The following is a 21266-nucleotide window of genomic DNA, read 5'->3' on the forward strand; positions in this document are numbered from 1 at the left end:
GTCAGTCCCGCAGCGCCTTGCCGGTGAGGTGGAGGAAGACAGACTCGAGGTCGGGACGGGTGATCTCGACGTCGGACAGCTCCATCCCGCTGCGGCCGGCGGTCGTCACGACGCCGGCCACCGCCGTCGGGGCCTCACGCAGATGCAGCACGAGGTCACGCCCCTCGGCGACGACGCTCTCGACGGCGGGCAGCTCGCGCAGCGCGGTGGCCGCGGCGGCGGCGTCCCCGGCGCCGACGAGGCGGATCTCGTCGAGCTCACCGATGATCCGGATGAGCTCCTGGCGGGTGCCCTCGGCCTGGATGCGGCCAGCGTCGATGATGCCGATGCGGTCGCAGAGGCGCTCCGCCTCCTCCATGTAGTGGGTCGTGTAGAGGACGGCCATGCCCTCGGTCGACAGCGCCTCGACCGACTCGAGGATCGCGTTGCGCGACTGCGGGTCCACGCCGACGGTGGGCTCGTCGAGGATGAGGAGCTCGGGGCTGTGGAGCAGCCCGATGCCGATGTTGAGCCGGCGCTTCATGCCGCCGGAGAACTCCTTCGTCGGGTCCTTGGCGCGGTCGGTGAGGCCGATGAGGTCGAGCACCTCGGCGGTGCGGCGCTTGAGCGTGGCTCCGCCCAGGCCGTGGAGGCGCCCGAAGAACTGGAGGTTCTCCCGGGCGGTGAGCTCGGGGTAGATCGCGAGGTCCTGCGGGACGAGGCCGAGGTAGCGCTTGGGCTCGACCTCGCGCGGGCCCATCCGCCGCCCGCCCACGCGCACCTCGCCGTCGTCGGCCGCGAGGAGGCCGGCGACCATCGAGATCGTCGTCGTCTTGCCGGCGCCGTTGGGGCCGAGCAGCCCGTAGGTCTCGCCCGGCGCGATCCGGAAGGAGACGCCGTCGACGGCGGTGAGGTCACCGAAGCGGCGGACGAGACCGGTGACCTCGAGGACCGGGGACCCGGTGCGCGGCTCGGCGGGGCGGGGGGCGACGTCGCTCGTCACGTGAGCTCCTGCCGGTGGGTGGGTGTGCGGATCATCGTGACACAGCGCGGGACACCCACGCGGACGTATTGCGCGCCGCCCGCCGCGCACACCCCGGCATCGGCTCGGGACCGCATGAAAGCGCCGTCGCGAACCGGCCCCTGCGGCCCGCGCGCGCCACTACTGTGCCGGTGAGGCGCCGGCCGGCGCCCCGTCGACAGGGGGAGCACGTGCCGCGACACCGCCTTGTGGCCCTGGGGGCGCTCGCCGCCCTCGCCGTCAGCGCCTGTGACGGCGCGGAGCCGGCGGCGGTCGCCCCTGAAGCGCCCCAGGTTCTCTGCCGCTCTCATGCGGGCTGCGGCTCGGGGTTGAGGGCAGCATAGTGGGCTTGTTCGTACTCGATGGGTGGGACGTTGCCCAGGGTGCCGTGGAGGCGGCGGGCGTTGTACCAGTCGGCCCAGCCGGCGGTGGCGTACTCCACGTCGGCGATGGTCTTGAAGGGCCCCTCGTGGAACACGGTGGTGGCGGATCGCCTCGGACTTGTACAGGCCGTTGATGGTCTCGGCCAGTGCATTGTCGAGCGCGTCGCCGACCGACCCGATCGAGGGCCGGATCTCGGCCAGCGCGAGGTGCTCGGTGAGCCGAATGGACGTGTATTGGGCGGGTTCAACCGGTCCATGCAACACCGGGCTATTGGAGCGACTGTAGCTGCTCGGTGAACGCCTCGGCTGGTGTCTTCCAGCCGAGGACTTTGCGGGGCCGGTTGTTGACCGCCAGAGCGACGGCCTCGAGGTCCTCGGGCGACCAGCGGGACAGGTCGGTGTGCATCGTGGCAGCCACGTGCCAGGCCACGATCCGCTGGGAGAACACGTCGATGATGAACGCGACGTAGACGAACCCGGCCCACGTGCGGACATAGGTGAAGTCCGTGACCCACACGCGGTTGGGTGCCGCAGCGGTGAAGTCCCGGTTCAGGAGGTCACCGGCGCGGATGCCGTCCTTGGCCCGGATCGTGGTGCGGGTGCCCTTGTCGCGTCGCACGCCGACGAGTCCAAGGGTGGTCATTGCCCGGTCTACTGCCCCTGCGGCGGCGTCGGGGACGGTGGTGCGGCGCAGGTAGGCCGTCATCTTCCGGCGCCCGTACAGGCCCTCTGGGGTGAGCCGGCGCCGGCCGTGGTGGTCGGTGGTCCAGGCGGCCTCGCGCACCGCGTCAACGACCTGGGCGTCGCTCATTGTGCGGGCGGCGATCACGCGGCTGGCGCTCTTCCAGCTGCGATAGGTCCGCGCAGCGATCTGGCAGCCCTGCTCGCGCAGCACCCGACAGATCGACTCGACTGCGTGGCCCTGGGACCTCATGGTCTCGATGAATCCCATGATCAGCGGTTGCGGGGGTCGAGTTCCCCGACGAAGAAAACTGTGGCGGCTTTCAAGACCGCGTTGTCCTCTTCGAGGCGGCGGACCTTGGCCTTGAGCGTCTTGATCTCGGCCAGCTCCTCGGTGGTGGATCCGGAGCGCTGCCCGTCGTCGACCTGGGCCTGCATCACCCAGCGACGCACCGACTCCCTGCTGACGCCGAGCTGCTTGGCAACGGCGAACGACGCCGCCGTCAACGACGGGTACTCACCGGCGTGCTCGGTCGCCAACCGCACAGCACGGGCTCTCAGCTCTGGATCAATCTTCTTGGGCATGGTGCTCATCCTCCTGGACTCAAACAGGAGCGGCATCAAACCTGGGGCGCTTCAGACTGCTGCGTCTGGGCGCCCTCAACGAGCACACCCGCCGCGCCTGGCTCCACGCTGCAGCCGCCATCGCCCGAGGACTATGACGCATTATCCGGACTGCATGGTCGGGCCCCAATCTCCGCCTGGCTGCTGAGGGCTGTCGCGGGGCGCCCGGATAGTTCTCACAGTAAAGCGAATATCAGCTCCGAGGTGGTCCACAAAATGAATCCAAGTAGCTGAGCGCCTAGCAGGCAGCTGGGGAGGCCCACAGTGAGCATCTTACGCGGCCGCCACGGCGGTCTCTGAACTGCACGACGTGACGACCGCGCTTTCGGTTCTATTGCACCGACATTTGGGCCGGGCTCGACGGATTGTGCCCAGCCGCGAATCGTGTCCGCTATTCGAGCGTACCGGGGACTCGATCGAAGACCCTGTAGTTGAGAAGGGCCGTACGCCTCTACAATGCAGCGGTAGCCAGAGCGCGTCTCGATGATTATCCCGTTATGGCTCGTAACATCGGCGATGTCGTTTCTCTTGAACTCGACGATCGAGATTCCGTTGATGATGACCATTGTCGTGGAGTCGACCGCTACCCGCATCGAGGCCATGCTCCCTACAGCCCAAAGCAAAACTCCGAGTATCAGCATGTACTGGACATAGCCAGAGTAAGGGAGCTGCCAGCTCACTGGCGTAAGCGAGAGTCCTATCACGGCCAATAGTCCAGCGGCCGAAAGAAGAACGACGATTGGAAGTCGGGGAGGTGCAATCAAATGCCGCTTTTCTCGCCCGCTGGCGCCAGTCTCGGAGTGCGCAGGCCAGCTCACCATCTTCCACCTGTACGCCGGTTAACGCCGATCCGTGAGCCCGCCAGTATGCCACCTGAGATCGCGTTGGTTCTCACATTACGTGCTGTCCGGTGCGCGGCTGGACTTGGTCCTCTCGCCGCAGAATGTCTCGGACCTGGGCGGCGGACTATAGCCGAGCGCGACCAGCCCCTCGAGAGGACACGCCCGATTCCACCGCCGGCGGCCGCGAAGCCAATATCTGTGGCGAGTCGTCGACCATTGAATCCCAAGGGCACCCCGAACCACTCGAGGGCCGAACGCCGCGCACGGCGAGCCAAATAAAGCTCGTCAACAACCACGCCAGACTCCCCTGACCCAATCCCCGTCACCGGGACATCCAAAGCCGGACCCTCCCCTGTGGGAGCCCGGCCCCAGTCAGTTCGCGATCCGTCGCGCTGTGCGTGGTGGCAAGAAGGTAGCGCATGCCAGCCACGTCACGGAACACGATCCAAGAACGGGCGACCTCGGCGCAGGAGGAGGATCCAGGAGCACCACATGACACCCGGAAGCGCCAGGGGCTGGAAGTCCCTTACCCCGCGGCTGAAGGCAAAGCACCGCGACCCGCACCGGCCCGCGCCCGCTGAGGTCGCGCGGGAGCGGTGCCCACGGGCGTTGAAAACCGCTGGGCCCGGGGCCGTTGCGGCGGTACTGTCCCGGCGATGAGCACCTTCCCGCCGGCCGGTGACGCCCTGCCCGCCGACGCCCTGCCCGCCGACGCCCCGTCCGGCGACGCCCCGTCCGGCGCCAACGCCCCATCCGGCGCCGACGTCTCCGTCGACCGCGAGGACGCCCTGCGCGCCAACCGGGAGAACTGGGACGACCGCGCCGACATCCACGCCGCCTCGGCGATGTACGACCTGCCCGGGTTCGCCGCCGACCCGGGCCAGCTCAGCGAAGTCGCCGCCGAGGACCTCGCGATCCTCGGGCCGCACCTGCCGGGCGGGACCGTCGCCCGTCTGGACGTCGTGCACCTCCAGTGCCACGTCGGCAAGGACACGCTCTCCCTCGCCCGGCTCGGCGCCCGCGTCACCGGCGTCGACCTGTCCCCGCGCAGCCTGGAGATCGCCCGCGGCCTCGCGCGCGAGTGCGGCCTCGAGGCGCGCTTCGTCGAGGCCGACGTGCAGCACGCGGCCGACGCCGTCGACGACACCTTCGACGTCGTCTACACGAGCATCGGCACGGTCACCTGGCTGCCCGACCTCGGCGCCTGGGCACGCAGCATCTCCCGGCTGCTCCGCCCGGGTGGCACCTTCTTCATCCGTGACGGCCACCCGATGCTCTACACGCTCGACGACGCCCGCAGCGACCTCCTGGAGGTGCGCTACCGCTACTTCCCCTCGGCGCTCTCCCAGACCTGGGTGGACACCTTCTCCTACACCGGTGACCCGACACCGATCGAGCACCCGCGCACCTACGAGTGGCCCCACTCCCTGGCCGAGATCATCGGCTCCCTCCTCGGGGCCGGGCTGCGCATCACGAGCTTCGACGAGCAGCAGACCGTCCCGTGGCCAGCCCACCCCCTCATGGAGGAGACCGACGGCGTGTGGGCCTTCCCGGAGCCGCTACGGCAGACCGTGCCGACGACCTACAGCATCACGGCCGTCAAGGACGCCTGAGCCCCTCGGGGCACGGGCCCTCCTGCACGGCCTGGGTGGTGAGCATCCACCTCCCCCCGTGGTCGGTGAGGCTCACGACGACGAGGACCGGGTCGCCGTCGAGCGTGTGCACGACGGTGCCGTCGGTCTCCTCGAGGTCCCCCTCGATGTGCAGGCAGACGTCGAGCACCACGCCGAGCCCTGAGCCGTCCTCCTCCGGCACGACGAGGGAGTACAGCTCCATCCCCAGCACCTCGGCGTGACCGTCGACCACCTGGCCTGTCCCTGCGATAGCGCTCGCTTCCTGCTCCAGCGCGGCGAGGACGTCACCGGTCGCGGTGGCGAAGAGCGCGTCCACCAGGTCGGTGTCGCTGAACCCGGTGCGGGCGGCAGCGTCGTAGGCCGCGCGGTGGGCGAGGTAGGCCGCCTTCGCCTCCTCCACCATGCCGTCGACCTCCTCCTCCGGCGGCATGCGCGCGGCCAGCTCCGGCGGCAGCGTCGGCCCCTCGGGGGTGGCCGGCTCGGGCGTCACCGGCGGTTCGGTGGTGGCACTCGTCGCGGCCGTCGTCGACGTCGCGGCCGTCGGAGGTTCTCGCGCGGGCTCGTCCGCGGGCGCGCACGCGGCGAGGGCGAGTACGGCGAGGGCCGTGACGGGGACGAGAGCTGCGCGCATGCGGACCTCCTGCGGTACGCGGCGGACGGGCCCGCCGGGACCCCAGGATGGCGCGGCAGCGCAGCCGGTCGCCGGCGCGGGGGCGCCATCTGTGGACAGGGCCAGCCAGACGCAGGCCTGTGCACCAGCGCACGCCTGCGCCGCCGCTCCGCGGCCGGCGGGGGCCGGCCGCCGGGCGGCCCGAGGGGCGGATGAGTCGGCCGGTACGCCGGGTTCTGTCCCGCGGCCCGTTGCCGGTCCGCGGTGGCGGCCATCCATCTACGACGTGCGTTGCCGCACGCCTCCAGCGACCTACCCGCAGGCTCGGGCGAGCAGCCCTCGGGCGCCTGCTGTCTGGTCTTGCTCCGGGTGGGGTTTACCTAGCCGCACCGGTCACCCGGCACGCTGGTGGTCTCTTACACCACCCTTTCACCCTTACCGCCGCGGCCCGGAGGCTGCGACGGCGGTCTACTTTCTGTGGCACTGTCCCGCGGGTCACCCCGGGTGGGCGTTACCCACCACCCTGCTCTGCGGAGCCCGGACGTTCCTCGTCGCCCCGAGGGGCGCCGCGACCGCCTGGCCGACTCATCCGCCCGTCGAGTCTAGCCGACCTCGCTGCCCACCAGCTGCGCCGGGCAGCCCATGACGTGGACCTCGCCGCGCCCGCTCCACCGGCGGACCACGCTGATCGTGCCGGGCGCGATGCGGAACACGTCCCAGGCCTCGGTGGGCGCCTCCACGACCGTGCCGATGACCGCGGCGATGACGTCGGCGTGGGCGGCGACGACGATCGTGCAGCCGCCGCAGGTGTCGTCCAGCCGTGCCATCGCCCGCTCGACCCGGACGGCGAGCTCGGCGCGGGACTCGCCCGGCGCGGCGGCGGCGAAGTCGTCGTCGACCGTGGGGATGCCGAGGTCGGCGACCTCGCTGATGAGCACGGCGGTCTGCTGGGCGCGCACGAGCGGGGAGGCGAGGAGCATGCTCGGACGCGCCAGGTGCGGCCACAGCGTGAAGCCGATCGAGTCGACGACGGCGGCCGCAGCACCCGCGAGCTCCAGACCGTCGTCGGTGAGCTGGGGGTCCTCCTCGCCGTCGCGCGGGGTCCAGCCCGGGCTGACGAGGACGAGGGTGATTGCGTCGGGGTCTGACAGGGACGGCGCGTTGGTGTCGACGTCGGGGATGGGCGGCTCGTCGTCCCAGTCCTCGTCGGTGTCCGACGCCGGCCGCGCGCCGTCGTCAGCGCCGGCTGCACCGTCAGCGGGTCCTGCGCCCTCGGCGGAGGCGGCGTGGGTGCGGTCGATGGCGCCTCGGCTGTCCATGACGGCGTTGGCGAGCGCGTCCGCGGCGCCGTTCTCGGCGCGTGGCACCCATGTGTACGTGACCTGGCCGGCAGGCAGGATCCCGCGAGCCTCGTCGGCGAGGCGGCGCATGTCTGCGTGCTTGATCTTCCAGCGGCCCGACATCTGCTCGACGACGAGCCGGGAGTCCATACGGACCTCCACCTGCGCCGTGGGGTCGATCTGGGCGGCCGCGCGCAGCCCGGCGACCAGGCCGCTGTACTCGGCGACGTTGTTCGAGCACTCCCCGAGGTACTCGGCCCGCTCGGCGAGGACGGCCTCCCCCTCACGCACGAGCGCGCCGTAGCCGGCCGGGCCGGGGTTGCCGCGGGAGCCGCCGTCGGCCTCGACGACGAGCACGCGCCCGGAGGTGACCAGCCCCCGCTCGGCCGTGCCCTCCGCGGTGGCGAGGGGCTCGGCGTCGAAGAGGCTGGCCTGGCTCACTTCGGTTCCATCCTCACGATGATGTAGCCGTAGTCCTCGTGCTGGACGACCTGCTCGGCGGGCGCCGAGTGGATGGCGTCGAGCTCGGTGAGGGAGAAGTCGAGCTGGGTGCCCTCGGTCCGCGAGCCGTAGAGCGCGACGGCGGCGAGGCCACCGGTGCGGTCCCGGACGCGGTCGTACAGGGTCAGGAGCCCGGCGTCGGTCTGCTCGGCGGCAGCGGCACGCTCCCGGGCGACCGACTCGAGCTGGCCGTCGATGGTGCTCCACTCGGCGTCGCGGGCCGCGACGTGCCGGGCGACGTCCGCGGCGATGGCGGCCTCCTGCTCGCCGAGCTCGGCGAGGCGGGACTCGGCCTCCTCCAGGCGCTCCATGACCTCCAGCTCGGTCTCCTCGAGGTCGCCCTGGCGGCGGGCCAGCTGCTCGAGCTCGGACTGCAGCGCCTGGGCCTCCTTGGCGGAGACTGCGCCGGAGTCGAGGCGGGCCTGGTGGCGGGTGGCGCGCTGGCGCACCTGCTCGACGTCTGACTCCGCCTTGGCGACCTCGCGGCGGATGTCACCGACGACGGTGCGCTCCTCCACCTGGGCGCTGCGCAGGTCCTCGAGCCGGCCCTCGAGCTCGGCGATCGTCTCGAGCACGGGCAGGGTGCGGCGCTGGTGGGCCAGCTTCGCGGCGCGCGTGTCGAGCGTCTGGATGTCGAGCAGTCGGCGCTGGTCGGCCACCGGGGCTGTGGTCACGGGGTGACTCCCTCGTTGTCGGTCGTGGTGCCATTGTCGGGGGCGCCGAGGCGCAGCGTCCACGGGTCTGTGACGATCGTGCTCACGTGTGTGCGGAGGTTCGCGCCGCTCTCGCGCGCGTCCTCCTCCAGCCGGGCCGCGGCGACGGGCAGCCAGGGCCACTCGCTGGCCCAGTGCGTCGCGTCGATGAGGGAGGGCGGGCCGGCCTCCAGCGCCTCGGAGGCCGGGTGGTGGCGCAGGTCGGCGGTGAGGTAGACGTCGGCGCCCAGCGCGCGCACGGTGCCGAGCAGCGAGTCGCCCGAGCCGCCGCACACGGCTACCCGGCTCACCTCGGCGTCGAGGTCCCCGGCCACGCGGATGCCCTGCGCGGTGGCAGGCAGGACGGCGGCGACGCGCTCGGCCAGGGCGCGCAGCGAGGTGGGCTTCGGGAGGACGCCGATGCGGCCGATGCCGGTGCCCGCCGGGTGGGTGGCGTGCTCGACGACGGAGAAGGCCGGCTCCTCGTAGGGGTGGGCGGCGCGCAGCGCGGCGACGACGGCGGTGCGGCGCTCGCGCGGCAGGGTCATCTCGAGGCGGTCCTCGGCCACCTCGGTGACCTCGCCCCGCTCGCCGATCGTCGGGTTCGCGGCCGCGCCGGCGCGGAAGGTGCCCTGGCCGGCGACCGTGAAGGCGCAGCGGTCGTAGTCGCCGATGTCGCCCGCGCCGGCCGCGGCGAGCGCGTCGAGGACGGCGGCGGTGTCCTCACGCGGGACGAAGACGGTGAGCGTGTCGAGCGCGGCGGCGTCGTGCGGGGTGAGCGGTCGGCGCTCGCGCAGGCCGAGGAGGTCGGCGAGCGCGTCCGCCACTCCCCCGACGGCGGAGTCGGCGTTGGTGTGCGCGGTGTACAGCGCGCAGCCGGCGCGGACGAGGTCGTGAACCACCCGGCCCTTGGGGCTGGTCGCGGCCACCGAGGTGGTCCCGCGCAGGTAGAGGGGGTGGTGGGTGACGAGGAGGTCCACGCCCGCGGCAATGGCCTCGTCGACGACGGCCTGGACGGGGTCGACGGCGAACATCACCGTGCGGACGGGCGCGTCCGGGTCACCCGCCACGAGGCCGACGGCGTCCCAGGCCTCCGCCGTCCGCGGCGGGTATCGCTGCTCGAGGAGGCCGACGACGTCGGCCACGGTCAGGGTGCTCGCCATCCGCCCAGGCTATCGGTGCGGGCCCACCTTCCCGGCACGCGCCGTCGCCCGCGACCGGCGGTGCGGCTCGCTCACCGGAACGACTGGTGGCGCCCGCATCCGTCCCGCGCCGCAGGAGAGCACTTGGGGAGCGTGGTGCGGAGACGTTAGATTGATCCACCTGGCGGATCAATCTAACGTCTCGTGCACGCTCTCCCCTGCGGCAGCGGCGCGGCCGGAGGGCGGGGGCTCAGGCCAGCTGGACGTCGGCGAGGGTGATCTCGGTGCCGGCGAGCGCCTGGCTCACCGGGCAGGTCTCCTTGGCCTTGCGGGCCAGCTCGTCGAAGCTCGCGGCGTCGATGCCCTCGACGGTCCCGCGCACGGTGAGCTCGATGCCGGTGATCCCGGTGCCGGCGACGAAGGTGACCGCGGCGCTCGTGTTGAGCTGGGTGGGCGGGGTGCCGTTCTCCTTGAGCATGTTGGAGAACTGCATGGCGTAGCAGGTCGCGTGGGCCGCGGCGATGAGTTCCTCGGGGGTGGTCGTCCCGCCCTCCTGCTCACCGCGGGACTGCCACGCGACGTCGAAGGTGGCCTTGCCGGAAGTCTCCAGGGTGGTGGTGCCGGAGCCGGTGAACAGCTCGCCGTTCCACTCGGTGCTCGCCTTGTTGACCACGGGGTTGGGCATGGGACTCTCCTTCGCACACGGGGCGGCCCTGAGGCCGGCGGCGCCGGAACTGCGCCGACACAGCCATCCCACCACAGGGCGGTCCCGAACACATCGCAAAGGCGCCGGTAGCCTGGACGCACCCCCACCCGCATCGAAGGAGAAGCATGCAGTCGCGCACCCTGGGCCGTACCGGCCGTACCGTCTCGCCCATCGGCCTGGGCACCTGGCAGCTCGGCGCGGACTGGGGGGACGTGGCCGAGGCTGACGCCCTCGCCGTCCTCGACGCGTCCGCGGAGGCCGGCGTCACCTTCTTCGACACCGCCGACGTCTACGGTGACGGCCGCAGCGAGTCGATCATCGCCCAGTGGCGCCGCGCCAACCCCGGCGCGGACGTCACGGTCGCGACGAAGATGGGCCGGCGCCTGCCGCAGGAGCCCGAGAACTACTCGATGGACAACTTCCGGGCGTGGACCGACCGCTCCCGCCGCAACCTCGGCGTCGACACCCTCGACCTCGTCCAGCTCCACTGCCCGCCCACCGAGGTGTACGGCATCGACCGCGTCTTCGACGACCTCGACACCCTCGTCGCGGACGGCGTCACCGCCGCCTACGGGGTGAGCGTGGAGAAGGTCGAGGAGGCGCTGGCCGCGATCGCACGCCCGAACGTCGCGACCGTCCAGATCATCCTCAACGCCTTCCGCCTCAAGCCGCTGGAGCAGGTGCTGCCCGCGGCCCGCGAGGCCGGGGTCGGGATCATCGCCCGGGTGCCGCTCGCCAGCGGCCTGCTCTCGGGCCGCTACACCCCTGAGACGACCTTCGCGGAGAACGACCACCGCAGCTTCAACCGCCACGGTGAGGCCTTTGACGTCGGTGAGACCTTCTCCGGCGTCGACTTCGAGACGGGGGTGCGTGCCGCCACGGAGTTCGCCTCGGTCGCGCGCCTCCTCGTCCCGCAGGCGACGACGGCGCAGGTGGCGCTCGCGTGGGCGGCCGCCCAGGACGGCGTCTCCTCCGTCATCCCCGGTGCGCGCAACCCCGAGCAGGCCCAGGCCAACGCCGCGGCCGGCTCCCTGGAGCTGCCCGTCGAGATCGACGACGCGGTCCGCAGGATCTACGACCGCGACCTGCGGGAGTCCATCCACCCGCGCTGGTGACACCGGCTCCCGCCCCTCGTACGCGTCTCGTGCGGCGGGCGGGGGTTGTCGCCGCGTGGTGAGGCTGGGCCGGGCTACCGCTCGTGCGCGGCGTCCGGGTCCGCGGGCGCCTGCTCGCGCCAGTGGACGACGAGCTCCTTGGACCTCACCACCCGGAGCGTCGTCACCAGGACGATGCCGCCGACGACGTTGAAGAAGACGGTGTAGCCGAACCAGGCGAGCCAGTCGAGGAAGGCGATGTTCGCGCCCGCGTGGATGGCGCCGAAGATCAGCAGCGAGTCGAGGATCGAGTGGAAGAGCTGCAGGCCGGCGAGCAGGAAGCCGCTGGTCACGCCCGCGACGACGCGGACGATGTCGGAGTCCGTGCCCTTCTGCATGCGGGTCATCAGCGTCATGGTGCTGCCGCCGAGGACCGCGAGGCAGACCGTCTGCAGGGTGAAGGGGGCGTCGACGAAGTGCCGGGCGGACTCCTCGAGCGTGCCCCACCACTCCGGGAACGCCTGCACGACGATCCACATGAACACCCAGCCGCCGGCGAGGTTGGCCAGCAGCGTCCCCGCCCACAGCTTGCCGAGCTGCCAGACGCTCGCCTGGCGGGTCACCAGCCCCATGACGGGCACGAGGAAGTCCTCGGTGAACAGCTCGCTGTGCGCGAGGAGCACGGCGATGAAGCCGGCGCCGAAGGCGAGACCCGCGAGGAGGTGGTTGTCGGTCTCGTGGAGCACGGCCAGGTAGGCCATGACACCCAGGCCCACCTCCATCCCACCGAACAGCCCGGTGATGAGGACGGAGCGGAACGTGCGGTGCAACCGCTGGGCACCCTCGTCCATCACCTTGTCGAAGGCGTCCTTGAGCTCCTGCTCCACGGGGAAGTCGGTCTCGCCGAGCTCTCGGCGTCGTTCCTCGCTCATCCCGCTCCCCTGACGTGTCGGTCGCACCCCTCGGCCTGGACACGGTGACACGTCGCCCGTCGGTGCGCCTTCGCGGGCGTGCCGGTGGCCAGCCGCTGTGTCACCGTGGTGGCCCGACGGAACGGAGGAACCATGGCACTGTCCCAGGGCGACCGCGTCTCGTGGAACACGCCGCAGGGGGTCACCCACGGCGTCGTCGTCGACACCCGCACGAAGGACTTCCAGCTGGCCAAGCAGCACTTCACCGCGAGCGAGGACGAGCCGATGCTCATCGTCGAGTCCGAGAGCAGCGGCAAGCGCGCCGCGCACCGGCCCGAGGCCTTGACGAAGGAGGGCTGAGCCGTGGCGACACCACCCAAGGGCGTCCAGCAGGCGGCCGCCAGGGCCGTCCGCTGGATCGAGGAGGGCAAGGCGGGCAAGGGCTTCACCGAGGTCGGCCGGGGCCGCGCCTACCAGCTCGCGCGCGGTGAGGACGTGAGCGAGGCGGACCTCGCGAAGATGCACGCCTACTTCGCCCGGCACGACGTCGACCGCGACGCCCCCGGCTTCCGCGGCAACACTCCCGGCTTCCCCTCCCCCGGCCGCGTGGCCTGGGACGCGTGGGGCGGTGACGCCGGACGGCGCTGGGCGGACCGCCTGGCGGGCTGAGCGAACCGCCTCAGGCGCCGGGCAGCGTGCCGTAACTGTTGGCGTAGACCGTCCCTCGCTTGGGACGGGTGAACTTCAGGGCCGCCCACGTGTCATCCACGCGCAGGCACGTGCTCTCGACGAGGCCCAGGTCGTAGCCGATGGCGATGACCGACCGGATCGTGAGGTCGGTGCCGAGCCGCCCGCCCTTGGGCCACGACACCCACAGGGTGCCGCCCGGAGCCAGCCGGTCCCGCAGCGGCGGGAAGGCCGCGCGCATCTCGTCCTGTCGGGTGACGAAGAGGTGGCCGTAGTCGAGATCGCCGTCCGCGGCGTGCGCGAGCTCGGGGAGCTGGAGGGCCGCGATGGCCTCGGCCGGTGCCCCGACGACGTGCGCGCGGGATCCCGCTCGCACGCCCATCTTCTCCGCCACCGTGCGGCTCATGACCAGAGGCTAGTCCTGCTGCACCAGAGTGGAGGCGTCGCGCTGCTCGACCTCGGTGAGCGTCCCGTCGGTGACGGAGTAGACGAAGCCGCGGACCTGGCCCTTGTGGGGGACGAACGGGTTTGCCGCGATCCGCGCGAGGGACTGCCGCACGTCGTCGGCCGGGTCGCGGAAGGACTCCGGGGCCCACGGCGGTCGGATGCCCGTGTCGGCCTCGATCTGGGCCTTGAGGTCGTCGTCGGTGAAGGTGAGCATGCCGCAGTCGGTGTGGTGGATGAGGATGATCTCCCGGGTCCCGAGGAGGCGCTGGCTGATGACGAGCGAGCGGACCTCGTCCTCGGTGATCACCCCACCGGCGTTGCGGATGACGTGGGCGTCCCCCTCCTCCAGCCCGAGGAGGCCGAAGGGGTTGAGCCGCGCGTCCATGCAGGCGACGACGGCGACGTGCCGCGCCGGCGGCATGGGCAGGTCGCCCTTGGTGAAGCCGGCGGCGTAGGCCTCGGCGTTGCGGAGGAGCTCGTCAGTGACGCTCATGGTGCGGCCTCTCGGTGGACGGGCACGTCTCGCGGCCGACCCGGCCGCTGCGCCCATCCTCGTCCCTGCCCTCGCCGGCCCGGCGCCCGCCACCGATGCATCTCGCATCCTGGTCCGCCGGGCCTCCTCGTCCCACGGCTCGGGCCGCACGGTCGGCGCGACGCGGACGTGGCGGACGTCATGCCTCGCTCACGACCGCCCAATACCCCCAGGGGTATATTGTCGTCACATGGTTACTTCCACCCCTACCCGGATCGTCGTCGTGGGCGGCGTGGCCGGCGGCATGAGCTGTGCTGCCCGGGCGCGCCGGCTCGACGAGAGCGCGGAGATCATCGTCCTCGAGCGCGGCGAGCACGTCTCCTTCGCCAACTGCGGCCTGCCCTACTACGTGGGCGGGGAGATCGCCGAGGCAGACAGCCTCCTCGTGCAGACCCCCGAGCGGCTGCGCGCCGCTCTCGACCTGGACGTGCGTCCCGGCCACGAGGTCGTCGGCCTCGACGCGGAGGCACGCGAGGTCGTCGTGCGCACCGACCACGGCGAGGAGCGCATCGGCTACGACGCCCTCGTCCTCTCCCCCGGCGCCCGGGCCGTGCGGCCACCGCTGCCCGGCCTCGACTCCTCGCGCGTGCGCACCCTGCGCACCGTCGACGACGCCGTCGCCCTGCGCGAACAGGTCGACGAGGGCGCCCGCCGCGCCGTCGTCCTCGGGGCCGGGTTCATCGGTGTCGAGGCCGCCGAGGCGCTCGCTGCCCAGGGGGTGGCCACCACTCTCGTCGAGCTCACTCCGCACGTGCTGCCGCCGCTCGAGACGGAGCTCGCCTGGCCGGTCACCGAGGAGCTGCTTGGGCTCGGGATCTGCGTCCATGCCGGGGCCGGCGCACAGAAGGTGATCGCCGGCATCGACCACGATGTCGTCGTCCTCGCGGACGGTACCCGCCTCGAGGCGGACCTCGTCGTCCTGTCGGTCGGGGTCCGGCCCGACACCGAGGTCTTCGAGCGCGCCGGTGTGGCGACCGAGCGCGGCGCCATCGTCGTCGACGAGCACGGCCGCACCTCCCTGCCCGGCGTGTGGGCCGTCGGTGACGCGACCGTCAGCACCGACCCGGTCACGGGGGTGCGCCGCCCAGTGGCCCTGGCGGGACCCGCCAACCGGGCGGGCCGCCTCGTCGCCGACCACATCCTGCGCCCGCACACGGCACGCCCGGTGCCACAACCGCTCGGCACCGCGATCGTCCGGGTCGGTGGGCTGACGGCGGCGATGACGGGAGCCAACCGCGCCGCCCTCGACGGCGCCGGGATCGCCTACCGCACCCTGCACCTGCACCCGAACCAGCACGCCGGATACTTCCCCGGCGCCGACCAGATCCACCTCGTCGTCCACGTCCGCGAGGAGGACGGCCTCCTGCTCGGGGCGCAGGCGGTGGGCACGGACGGCGTCGACAAGCGCATCGACGTCCTCGCCACGGCGATCCGCCACCGGACGGTGGTCGCCGACCTCATCGACCTCGACCTCGCCTACTCCCCGCCCTACGGGCAGGCCAAGGACGCGGTCAACCTCGTCGGCATGGTGGGCGCGAACGTCCTGGACGGCACGCTGCGGCTGTGGGACGCGCGCGACGTCGACGACGTGCTCGCCGCCTCGCTCGTCCTGGACGTCCGCAGTGCGGGCGAGGTCGCGACGGGCATCCTGCCGGGCGCCCTCCACGTCCCCCACACCGAGCTGCGCGGCCGCCTCCAGGAGGTGCGGGAGGCCGCGGCCGGCCGCCCGGTGCGCGTCATGTGCGCCTCGGGCGTGCGCTCCGCCATCGCCCATCGCGTGCTCGTGCAGGCCGGGTTCGACTCCGCGTCGCTGTCCGGCGGCACACTCACCCTGCGCGCCGTCCTCGGCGACCGAGCCGCCACGCTGCTCGCCCCCCGCGTCCACCAGCCCGCCTGACCAGAGGGAGACCACCCGTGAAGACCCCCGACGACGCCGCCCGGCGCCGCATCGTCAACCGCCTGCGCCGCGCTCGCGGACAGCTCGACGGCGTCATCACCGCCGTCGAGACCCAGGCGGACTGCCGTGACGTCCTGACCCAGCTCGCCGCGGTCACCCACGCGCTCAACCGCGCGGGCTTCAGCATCGTCTCCACCGCGATGGAGGAGTGCCTCGCCGACCCTGGCGCCACGCAGGAGCGCGAGGGCCTCACCACCGCCGAGCTCGAGAAGCTCTTCCTGTCCCTCGCCTGACCACCACCATCCCCGAGGAGAGTCCCCGATGTGCCGACCAGTGACCTGCAAGACCTGCCGGAAGACGACCTGGGCCGGGTGCGGCGAGCACGTGGACGACGTCATGCGTGACGTGCCGCCCGCCGAGCGCTGCCCAGGCCACGAGAAGACCGACGCCGGCTTCCTCGCCCGCCTCCTCGGTCGCTGAACGAGAACGGGCCGTGACCACCCGCTCGGGGTGGCCACGGCCCGTTCGCCCGCGCTACCCCTGCCCGCCCACCCGGCGGCGCGTCACGAGCGCCGTGGCACCGAGGCCGAGGAGGAGGGCAACCGTGAGCAGCGGCACGGAGACGCCGGTCCGGGGCAGCTCGCCGTGTCCGTCACCCGTGCCGGGCCGGTCAGCGGGGCCTTCCACGTCGGCGTCCTCGGTCGGCGGCGCGACCGGGCCGGTCGGGTCCGTCGGCGGGTCGGTGGGGTCGTCCGTCGGCGGGTCGGTCGGGTCGGGCCGCTCCGCGAGGGCGTCCAGCGCCGCCTGCAGCTCGAGGACCGCCGCGTCCACGCTCGCCTGGCTGGGAGCGGGCGAGTCGAGGACGAAGCCGGCGCGCGCGAGCGCGGCGTCGAGGACAGCCAGCGACTCCTCCGTGTACGCCTCCCGGTCCAGCGCCTCGGCGGCCGCGACGAGCTCGACGAGCGCCGTCGTGTCCGCCGGGGCGGCGTCCTCACTCACCGCGACCAGTGAGAAGGTGTCGAGCGCGCCCCATGCTCCCCCGCTGAGGCTGAGGTCCGCGCGGATCGTCACGACGCCGTCGGCCCCGACGGTGACCGGCTCGGTCTGCGGGCGCTGCCAGCTCTGCCACCCGTCGATGGTGAAGTCCGCGGACACGGTCGAGATGCCCGAGGCCGCGGAGATGCTCATCGTGTCCCCCGGGCCGGCGCCGCCACCGTGGGCCACGGCGGAGAGCCGGTACTCACCCGGCGGGACGTCCCGGAGCACCTGCTCGATCGAGAAGCTGTAGGGCGTCGCGGAGTAGAAGTGCGCCGAGCGGGCTCCCTCGTGCGGGTCGCTCGTCGAGCTGATCGTGTACCCGGTGCCCGAGCCGGTCCACGGCTCCACGCCGTCCTCGAAGCCCGGGTTGACGACGAGGTTGACCCCCTCGGCGTCCTCGGACCGGACGGTGACGGTCGCGGTCACCGCGTGACCTGCCTCGGTCGTGCCGCGCACCGTGTAGGTGCCGGTGCCGAAGATCCAGTCGGTGGAGTCGTGCCAGGTGACCCCCTGCTCCTCGGTGGTGCCGTCGGTGTAGGAGACCGAGACCGTCTCCGGGAGCAGCACCGGCTCCCCCTCGAGCACCGACAGCTGCGGGCTGCTCACGGCGTCGAGCTCGCGCGGGGCCACCGAGCCGGTGCGCGCGTACTCGTAGACGCGCAGGGACTCCAGCGGGGTGCCGTCGTGGGCGAAGAGCGCCTGGTTGTCCCAGCCGGAGCCGCCGAAGTCGTCCGCCCAGTCGGTGGGGTCGAGGTCCTCGGACCAGCCGCCCGCGGGGTCGTAGAACTCCTGGGAGTAGGTGGTGGCCCAGCCGGAGCCGTCGCGCTGCCACAGCTCCCAGTTCTCCTCCACGTCCTCGGGCGGGCCGACCGGGATCCACGCGGGCTCCCAGTAGAAGGTGCCGATCCCACGCCCGTCGGACACGTTGGCCACGGCCTGCATGACGTCCCGCACCGCGAGCGCCTGGCCCTGGACGGAGGCCGAGTAGGGGCCGTCGACGCTGCGCACGGAGTTGGGCTGGCCGTCCCCGTCCTCCAGCGTGTAGGTCCACGACGTCTCGGCGACCGCCACCTCCTTGTCGTAGGTGGTGGCGACGTGGTCGAGCACGGCCGTGAGGTTCTCCGGCGTGCCGTGCCAGAAGGCGTAGTAGGAGCTGAGGAACACGTCGTAGTCGACGTCGCGCTCGTCGAGCTCCCGGGCGACGGACGCGTACTGGCCGGCCCGCTCGGGGTTGGTGAAGTGGACGGCGACCTTGACGTCGTCGCCCAGGGTGTCACGCACGGCGCGCGAGCCGGCGTCGAAGAGCTCGGCGGTCCGGTCCCAGCCGCGGGTGCCGGCGATCTCGCCGTTCGTCGTCTCGTTGCCGATCTGGACCATCCCGACGTCGACGCCGGCGGCCTCCATCTGCTCGAGGGTCTCGGTGGTGTAGTCGTACAGCGCCTCCACCCGCTGCTCCTGGCTCAGCTCGCGCCACGCCCGCGGGGAGTACTGCTGGCCGGGGTGGGCCCAGAAGTCGGAGTAGTGGAAGTTGACGAGCACCCGCATGCCCGCCTCGGTGGCGCGCACGCCGATCTCGGTGGCGCGGTCGGCGTCGACGTTGCCGGCGCCGTAGCCCTTCGTCGGGTCCGCCTCGAGGTAGGGCTCGTTCCACACGCGGATGCGGGCCCAGTTGACGCCTGAGTCGGCGAGCACCTCGAAGAGGTCGGCCTCGTTGCCCGCGAAGTCGTGGAAGGTCACGCCGCTCTCCTCGAGGGACAGCACCGAGGAGAAGTCGGCGCCGTTGATCCAGCCCTCCCCCATGCCCTCGACCCGGGGCACGGTGATCCCCGCGTCCACGGGTCCGTCGTCGGCCCCGGCGGGTGCGACGAGCGCCCCGCCCACGAGCGCGGCGCTCGCCGCGGCGACCACAGCCGCCCGTCCTGTACGTCCTGCCATGTCAGTCCTTCCGTCGATCGTCGTCGATCTGCTCCCGCGCGGGCCGCGCGGGAGGTCCTGCAGGTGTGCTCAGCCCTTGACGGAGCCGGCGGACAGGCCGCCGACGATGTACCGCTGGAGGGAGAGGAAGAGCACGAGGATGGGGACGGCAGCGACCATCGAGCCGGCCGCGAACAGGCCCCACCGCGAGGTGAGCTGGTTGGACACCCACTGGTACATCCCCACCGCGAGCGTCCAGTTGTCCTCCCCGGTGAGCACGATGCGGGCGAGGATGAAGTCACCGAAGGAGGAGATGAAGGCGAGGAGGCCGACGACGGCGAGGATCGGCGTCACGAGCGGCACGATGATCTGCCAGTAGATCTTCGCGTGCCCGGCGCCGTCGATGCGGGCCGCCTCGTCGATCTCGATCGGGATGGTGTTGAAGAAGCCGTACATGAGGAAGGTGTTGGCCCCGAGCGCGCCGCCGAGGTAGACGCAGATGAGCGCGATCTTGGAGTTGATGCCCAGCTGCGGCACGACCTCCCCGAGCGCGATGAGGAGGAGGAAGACGGCGACGAAGGCGACCGTCTGGGGGAACATCTGGATGATGAGCAGCGTGGTGAGCGACGCGCGCCGCCCCTTGAAGCGGAAGCGGGAGAAGGCGTAGGCGGCCGCGCCACCCATGAGCACCGCCCCGACGGCGGCCGCGCTGCAGACGAGCAGCGTGTTGGCCACCCACGTCCAGTACATCGTCCCGCCGAGCGCGGCGTAGTTCGCCTGGCTGAGCTCGCTGAACAGCGAGGAGGAGCCGGCGAGCGAGCCGCGCGGGTCCAGGGACGCGGACAGCGCGTAGACGAGCGGGAAGGCCGCGTAGAACACGACGACGACGGCGACGGGGTACTTCCAGCCGACCTCCGCCCACCAGCGCCGACGGCGGGTGGTCGGGCGGGGCGTCTTCTGCGACGAGGCCATGGCTAGATCTCCTCGAGCTTGCGGGTGCGGCGGAAGGCGAGGGCCGAGATCACTCCGATGACGATGAACACGATGATCGACAGCGCGCTGGCCAGGCCGTAGTCGGCCCGTCCACCGGAGACGCCGGAGATCTGGTAGATCGCGGAGATGAGGATGTCGGTGGACCCGAGCGGCACGGTGGCGCCGGGGAAGGCCGGGCCGCCGCCGGTGAGCATGTAGATGATCGTGAAGTTGTTGAAGTTGAAGGCGAAGGACGCGATCGCCAGCGGCGCCGTCGAGACCATGAGCAGCGGCAGCTGGATCGAGCGGAACTGGCGCCAGCGCCCGGCGCCGTCGATGCGGGCCGCCTCCATCGTCTCGGCCGGCAGGGCCTGCAGCGCGCCGGTGGTGACGAGCAGCCAGTACGGGTAGCTGAGCCACAGGTTGACCCACAGCACGGCAATCTTCGCCAGCCACGGGTCACTGAGCCACGGGACGCCCGCCCCGAGGAAGAACCACTCGTTGATGACGCCGAACTCCTGGTTGAGCATGCCGCGCCACAGGAGGGCGGACATGAACGCGGGGAAGGCGTAGGGAAGGATGAACACCGTGCGCAGCACCTTGCGGCCGCGCACCCGGGTGTCGTTGTAGATGAGGGCGATGAGCAGGCCCAGGCCGAAGCTCGAGAGCACCGTGAGGGCGGCGAAGGCGAAGGTCCACAGCGTGACCTTGAGGAGCGGACCGGCGTAGGCGGCGTCGGTGAAGGCGCGGACGAAGTTGTCGAAGCCCACGCCCACGTACCAGCCGGCCGCGAGCCGGTCCCCCTCGGGGCTGACGAAGCTGCCGCGGTCGTTCGGGGAGTAGACCGTGCCGGTCTCGGTGTCGGTGAGGGTCTGCGCCTGCGCGTCCCACTCGAGGCTGGAGGTGTAGACGGTGCCGGTGGAGCCCTCACGGGTGCGGATCGCGCCGTCCTCGGCGTCCTCGGACACGGGCACGCGCAGGTCGGCGGCCGCGCCCTGGAGGGCCGCGTCGGAGAAGAGGTCGGCGCGCGGGACGACCTCCCAGCCGGGGACCTCGACGGCGGCACCGCGCTCGTCGACGACGGCGCCGGAGACCGGGGTGAGCGGCTGCTCCTCCGTGCCCACGCGCACGACGCCGTCCTCACCGGTGACGGCGAAGCCCAGCTCCCCGCCCTCGCGGACGAGGGCCAGCGGGTAGGAGGGCGCGCCCTCGACCCGGCGCTCGTCCTGGATGAGGGCCGCGTCCACGGCCTGCTCCATCGAGCCGAGGTGCCCGGTGCCGTAGTTGGTGAAGGCGACGTAGCCGGTGTAGCCCATCGTGAAGATCTGGAAGACCCCGAGGAACACGAGCCCCGGGTAGAGGTACTTCAGCGGCACGGCCCGGCGGGTGAAGTAGATCCAGTCCGCCAGGACGAGCAGCAGCACGAGGACGCCGAGAATGACCCAGGACCGGGCGCTGTAGGCCGACAGGATCGCGGCCACGCCCAGGGCGTTGACCACCATCATGACGGCGAGCTTGAGCAGGAAGCCCCAGCCGGGTCCTCTCCAGCTGCGGGCGTGGCCCTCGGTGGGCGCGGACGGGCGCGTCACGCCCTCCTGACCGACGGACATCTCGACTCC

The 21266-nt window shown here is 72.0% G+C and carries 19 protein-coding genes, 1 other RNA gene and 1 pseudogene; 7 read left to right on the forward strand and 14 right to left on the reverse strand.

The genetic code is table 11. The features are described 5' to 3' along the window. Position 1: 1 nt before the first annotated feature. Complete coding sequence (locus M3148_RS00770) at positions 2-982, reverse strand: ABC transporter ATP-binding protein (RefSeq protein ID WP_251302744.1); 981 nt, start codon at positions 980-982, stop codon at positions 2-4. Positions 983-1307: 325 nt separating this feature from the next. Next, positions 1308-2649, reverse strand: a pseudogene (locus tag M3148_RS00780) (IS3 family transposase). 1537 nt (positions 2650-4186) lie between these two features. Between M3148_RS00780 and M3148_RS00785 the strand changes: the two are divergent. Further along, entirely contained in the window at positions 4187-5143 is a 957-nt protein-coding gene (locus M3148_RS00785; protein WP_251302745.1) for a class I SAM-dependent methyltransferase, read from the forward strand. On the opposite strand, the gene M3148_RS00790 is transcribed toward M3148_RS00785, so the two are convergent. The 6 genes from M3148_RS00790 to M3148_RS00815 all read right to left on the reverse strand — a co-directional run bounded on the left by M3148_RS00790 (position 5130) and on the right by M3148_RS00815 (position 10134). Continuing rightward, positions 5130-5795, reverse strand: a complete 666-nt coding sequence (locus M3148_RS00790; protein ID WP_251302746.1) for a hypothetical protein — start codon at positions 5793-5795, stop codon at positions 5130-5132. The two genes, M3148_RS00785 and M3148_RS00790, sit on opposite strands and share 14 nt — an antisense overlap. Before the next feature lie 188 nt (positions 5796-5983). Next, positions 5984-6362: RNase P RNA component class A (rnpB, locus tag M3148_RS00795), an RNA gene on the reverse strand. Between the two features lie 14 nt (positions 6363-6376). Beyond that, entirely contained in the window at positions 6377-7555 is a 1179-nt protein-coding gene (locus tag M3148_RS00800) for a histidine phosphatase family protein (RefSeq protein ID WP_251302747.1), read from the reverse strand. Beyond that, a complete protein-coding gene (locus M3148_RS00805; protein WP_251302748.1) occupies positions 7552-8289 on the reverse strand; it encodes a zinc ribbon domain-containing protein in 738 nt (245 codons plus the stop codon). The genes M3148_RS00800 and M3148_RS00805 overlap by 4 nt, the downstream gene beginning before the upstream one ends. Further along, positions 8286-9470 carry a Nif3-like dinuclear metal center hexameric protein gene (locus M3148_RS00810; RefSeq protein ID WP_251302749.1) on the reverse strand — a complete coding sequence of 395 codons (1185 nt, stop codon included), beginning with the start codon at positions 9468-9470 and terminating at the stop codon, positions 8286-8288. The genes M3148_RS00805 and M3148_RS00810 overlap by 4 nt, the downstream gene beginning before the upstream one ends. Positions 9471-9699: 229 nt before the next feature. Beyond that, positions 9700-10134, reverse strand: a complete 435-nt coding sequence (locus tag M3148_RS00815) for an OsmC family peroxiredoxin (protein ID WP_251302750.1) — start codon at positions 10132-10134, stop codon at positions 9700-9702. 146 nt (positions 10135-10280) lie between these two features. Between M3148_RS00815 and M3148_RS00820 the strand changes: the two genes are divergently transcribed. Then, positions 10281-11270, forward strand: a complete 990-nt coding sequence (locus tag M3148_RS00820; RefSeq protein WP_251302751.1) for an aldo/keto reductase — start codon at positions 10281-10283, stop codon at positions 11268-11270. A gap of 74 nt (positions 11271-11344) precedes the next feature. Here the strand turns inward: M3148_RS00820 and M3148_RS00825 are convergent, their stop codons facing one another. After that, positions 11345-12181 carry a formate/nitrite transporter family protein gene (locus M3148_RS00825; RefSeq protein ID WP_251302752.1) on the reverse strand — a complete coding sequence of 279 codons (837 nt, stop codon included), beginning with the start codon at positions 12179-12181 and terminating at the stop codon, positions 11345-11347. 132 nt (positions 12182-12313) lie between these two features. Between M3148_RS00825 and M3148_RS00830 the strand changes: the two genes are divergently transcribed. Continuing rightward, a complete protein-coding gene (locus tag M3148_RS00830) occupies positions 12314-12520 on the forward strand; it encodes a DUF2945 domain-containing protein (protein ID WP_251302753.1) in 207 nt (68 codons plus the stop codon). A 3-nt stretch (positions 12521-12523) separates the two neighbouring features. After that, complete coding sequence (locus tag M3148_RS00835) at positions 12524-12829, forward strand: hypothetical protein (protein ID WP_251302754.1); 306 nt, start codon at positions 12524-12526, stop codon at positions 12827-12829. Between the two features lie 10 nt (positions 12830-12839). Here the strand turns inward: M3148_RS00835 and M3148_RS00840 are convergent, their stop codons facing one another. Together M3148_RS00840 and M3148_RS00845 are read right to left on the reverse strand one after the other, a co-directional pair. Next, entirely contained in the window at positions 12840-13253 is a 414-nt protein-coding gene (locus M3148_RS00840; protein ID WP_251302755.1) for a DUF3052 domain-containing protein, read from the reverse strand. Positions 13254-13262: 9 nt separating this feature from the next. Continuing rightward, entirely contained in the window at positions 13263-13787 is a 525-nt protein-coding gene (locus M3148_RS00845) for a beta-class carbonic anhydrase (RefSeq protein WP_251302756.1), read from the reverse strand. A gap of 229 nt (positions 13788-14016) precedes the next feature. Here M3148_RS00845 and M3148_RS00850 point away from each other — a divergent pair, with 229 nt between their 5' ends. From M3148_RS00850 to M3148_RS00860, 3 genes are read left to right on the forward strand one after another with little or no spacing between them, the layout of a single operon-like run. Next, positions 14017-15723 (forward strand): FAD-dependent oxidoreductase, encoded by a 1707-nt coding sequence (locus M3148_RS00850; RefSeq protein ID WP_251302757.1) that lies wholly within the window; start codon positions 14017-14019, stop codon positions 15721-15723. Positions 15724-15740: 17 nt separating this feature from the next. Next, entirely contained in the window at positions 15741-16016 is a 276-nt protein-coding gene (locus tag M3148_RS00855; protein ID WP_251302758.1) for a metal-sensitive transcriptional regulator, read from the forward strand. 40 nt (positions 16017-16056) lie between these two features. Then, positions 16057-16203, forward strand: a complete 147-nt coding sequence (locus M3148_RS00860; RefSeq protein ID WP_251303016.1) for a hypothetical protein — start codon at positions 16057-16059, stop codon at positions 16201-16203. Between the two features lie 54 nt (positions 16204-16257). Here the strand turns inward: M3148_RS00860 and M3148_RS00865 are convergent, their stop codons facing one another. From M3148_RS00865 to M3148_RS00875, 3 genes are all read right to left on the reverse strand, one after another. Then, positions 16258-18696, reverse strand: a complete 2439-nt coding sequence (locus M3148_RS00865; RefSeq protein WP_251302759.1) for a glycosyl hydrolase 53 family protein — start codon at positions 18694-18696, stop codon at positions 16258-16260. 69 nt (positions 18697-18765) lie between these two features. Continuing rightward, on the reverse strand, positions 18766-19647 hold the full coding sequence (locus M3148_RS00870; RefSeq protein ID WP_251302760.1) for a sugar ABC transporter permease: 882 nt from the start codon (positions 19645-19647) through the stop codon (positions 18766-18768). Positions 19648-19649: 2 nt separating this feature from the next. Beyond that, positions 19650-21257 (reverse strand): ABC transporter permease subunit, encoded by a 1608-nt coding sequence (locus M3148_RS00875; protein WP_251302761.1) that lies wholly within the window; start codon positions 21255-21257, stop codon positions 19650-19652. Between the last annotated feature and the right edge of the window lie 9 nt (positions 21258-21266).

The organism is Georgenia satyanarayanai (assembly GCF_023715365.1).
GTDB lineage: Bacteria > Actinomycetota > Actinomycetes > Actinomycetales > Actinomycetaceae > Oceanitalea > Oceanitalea satyanarayanai_B.

Excerpts from the sequence above, each read along its gene's own strand:
- M3148_RS00865 (WP_251302759.1), bottom strand. The coding sequence starts at position 18,696 with ATGGCAGGACGTACAGGACGGGCGGCTGTGGTCGCCGCGGCGAGCGCC.
- M3148_RS00810 (WP_251302749.1), bottom strand. The coding sequence starts at position 9,470 with ATGGCGAGCACCCTGACCGTGGCCGACGTCGTCGGCCTCCTCGAGCAG.
- M3148_RS00785 (WP_251302745.1), top strand. The coding sequence starts at position 4,187 with ATGAGCACCTTCCCGCCGGCCGGTGACGCCCTGCCCGCCGACGCCCTG.
- M3148_RS00870 (WP_251302760.1), bottom strand. The coding sequence starts at position 19,647 with ATGGCCTCGTCGCAGAAGACGCCCCGCCCGACCACCCGCCGTCGGCGC.
- M3148_RS00820 (WP_251302751.1), top strand. The coding sequence starts at position 10,281 with ATGCAGTCGCGCACCCTGGGCCGTACCGGCCGTACCGTCTCGCCCATC.
- M3148_RS00830 (WP_251302753.1), top strand. The coding sequence starts at position 12,314 with ATGGCACTGTCCCAGGGCGACCGCGTCTCGTGGAACACGCCGCAGGGG.
- M3148_RS00840 (WP_251302755.1), bottom strand. The coding sequence starts at position 13,253 with ATGAGCCGCACGGTGGCGGAGAAGATGGGCGTGCGAGCGGGATCCCGC.
- M3148_RS00825 (WP_251302752.1), bottom strand. The coding sequence starts at position 12,181 with ATGAGCGAGGAACGACGCCGAGAGCTCGGCGAGACCGACTTCCCCGTG.
- M3148_RS00790 (WP_251302746.1), bottom strand. The coding sequence starts at position 5,795 with ATGCGCGCAGCTCTCGTCCCCGTCACGGCCCTCGCCGTACTCGCCCTC.
- M3148_RS00845 (WP_251302756.1), bottom strand. The coding sequence starts at position 13,787 with ATGAGCGTCACTGACGAGCTCCTCCGCAACGCCGAGGCCTACGCCGCC.
- M3148_RS00850 (WP_251302757.1), top strand. The coding sequence starts at position 14,017 with ATGGTTACTTCCACCCCTACCCGGATCGTCGTCGTGGGCGGCGTGGCC.
- M3148_RS00875 (WP_251302761.1), bottom strand. The coding sequence starts at position 21,257 with ATGTCCGTCGGTCAGGAGGGCGTGACGCGCCCGTCCGCGCCCACCGAG.
- M3148_RS00815 (WP_251302750.1), bottom strand. The coding sequence starts at position 10,134 with ATGCCCAACCCCGTGGTCAACAAGGCGAGCACCGAGTGGAACGGCGAG.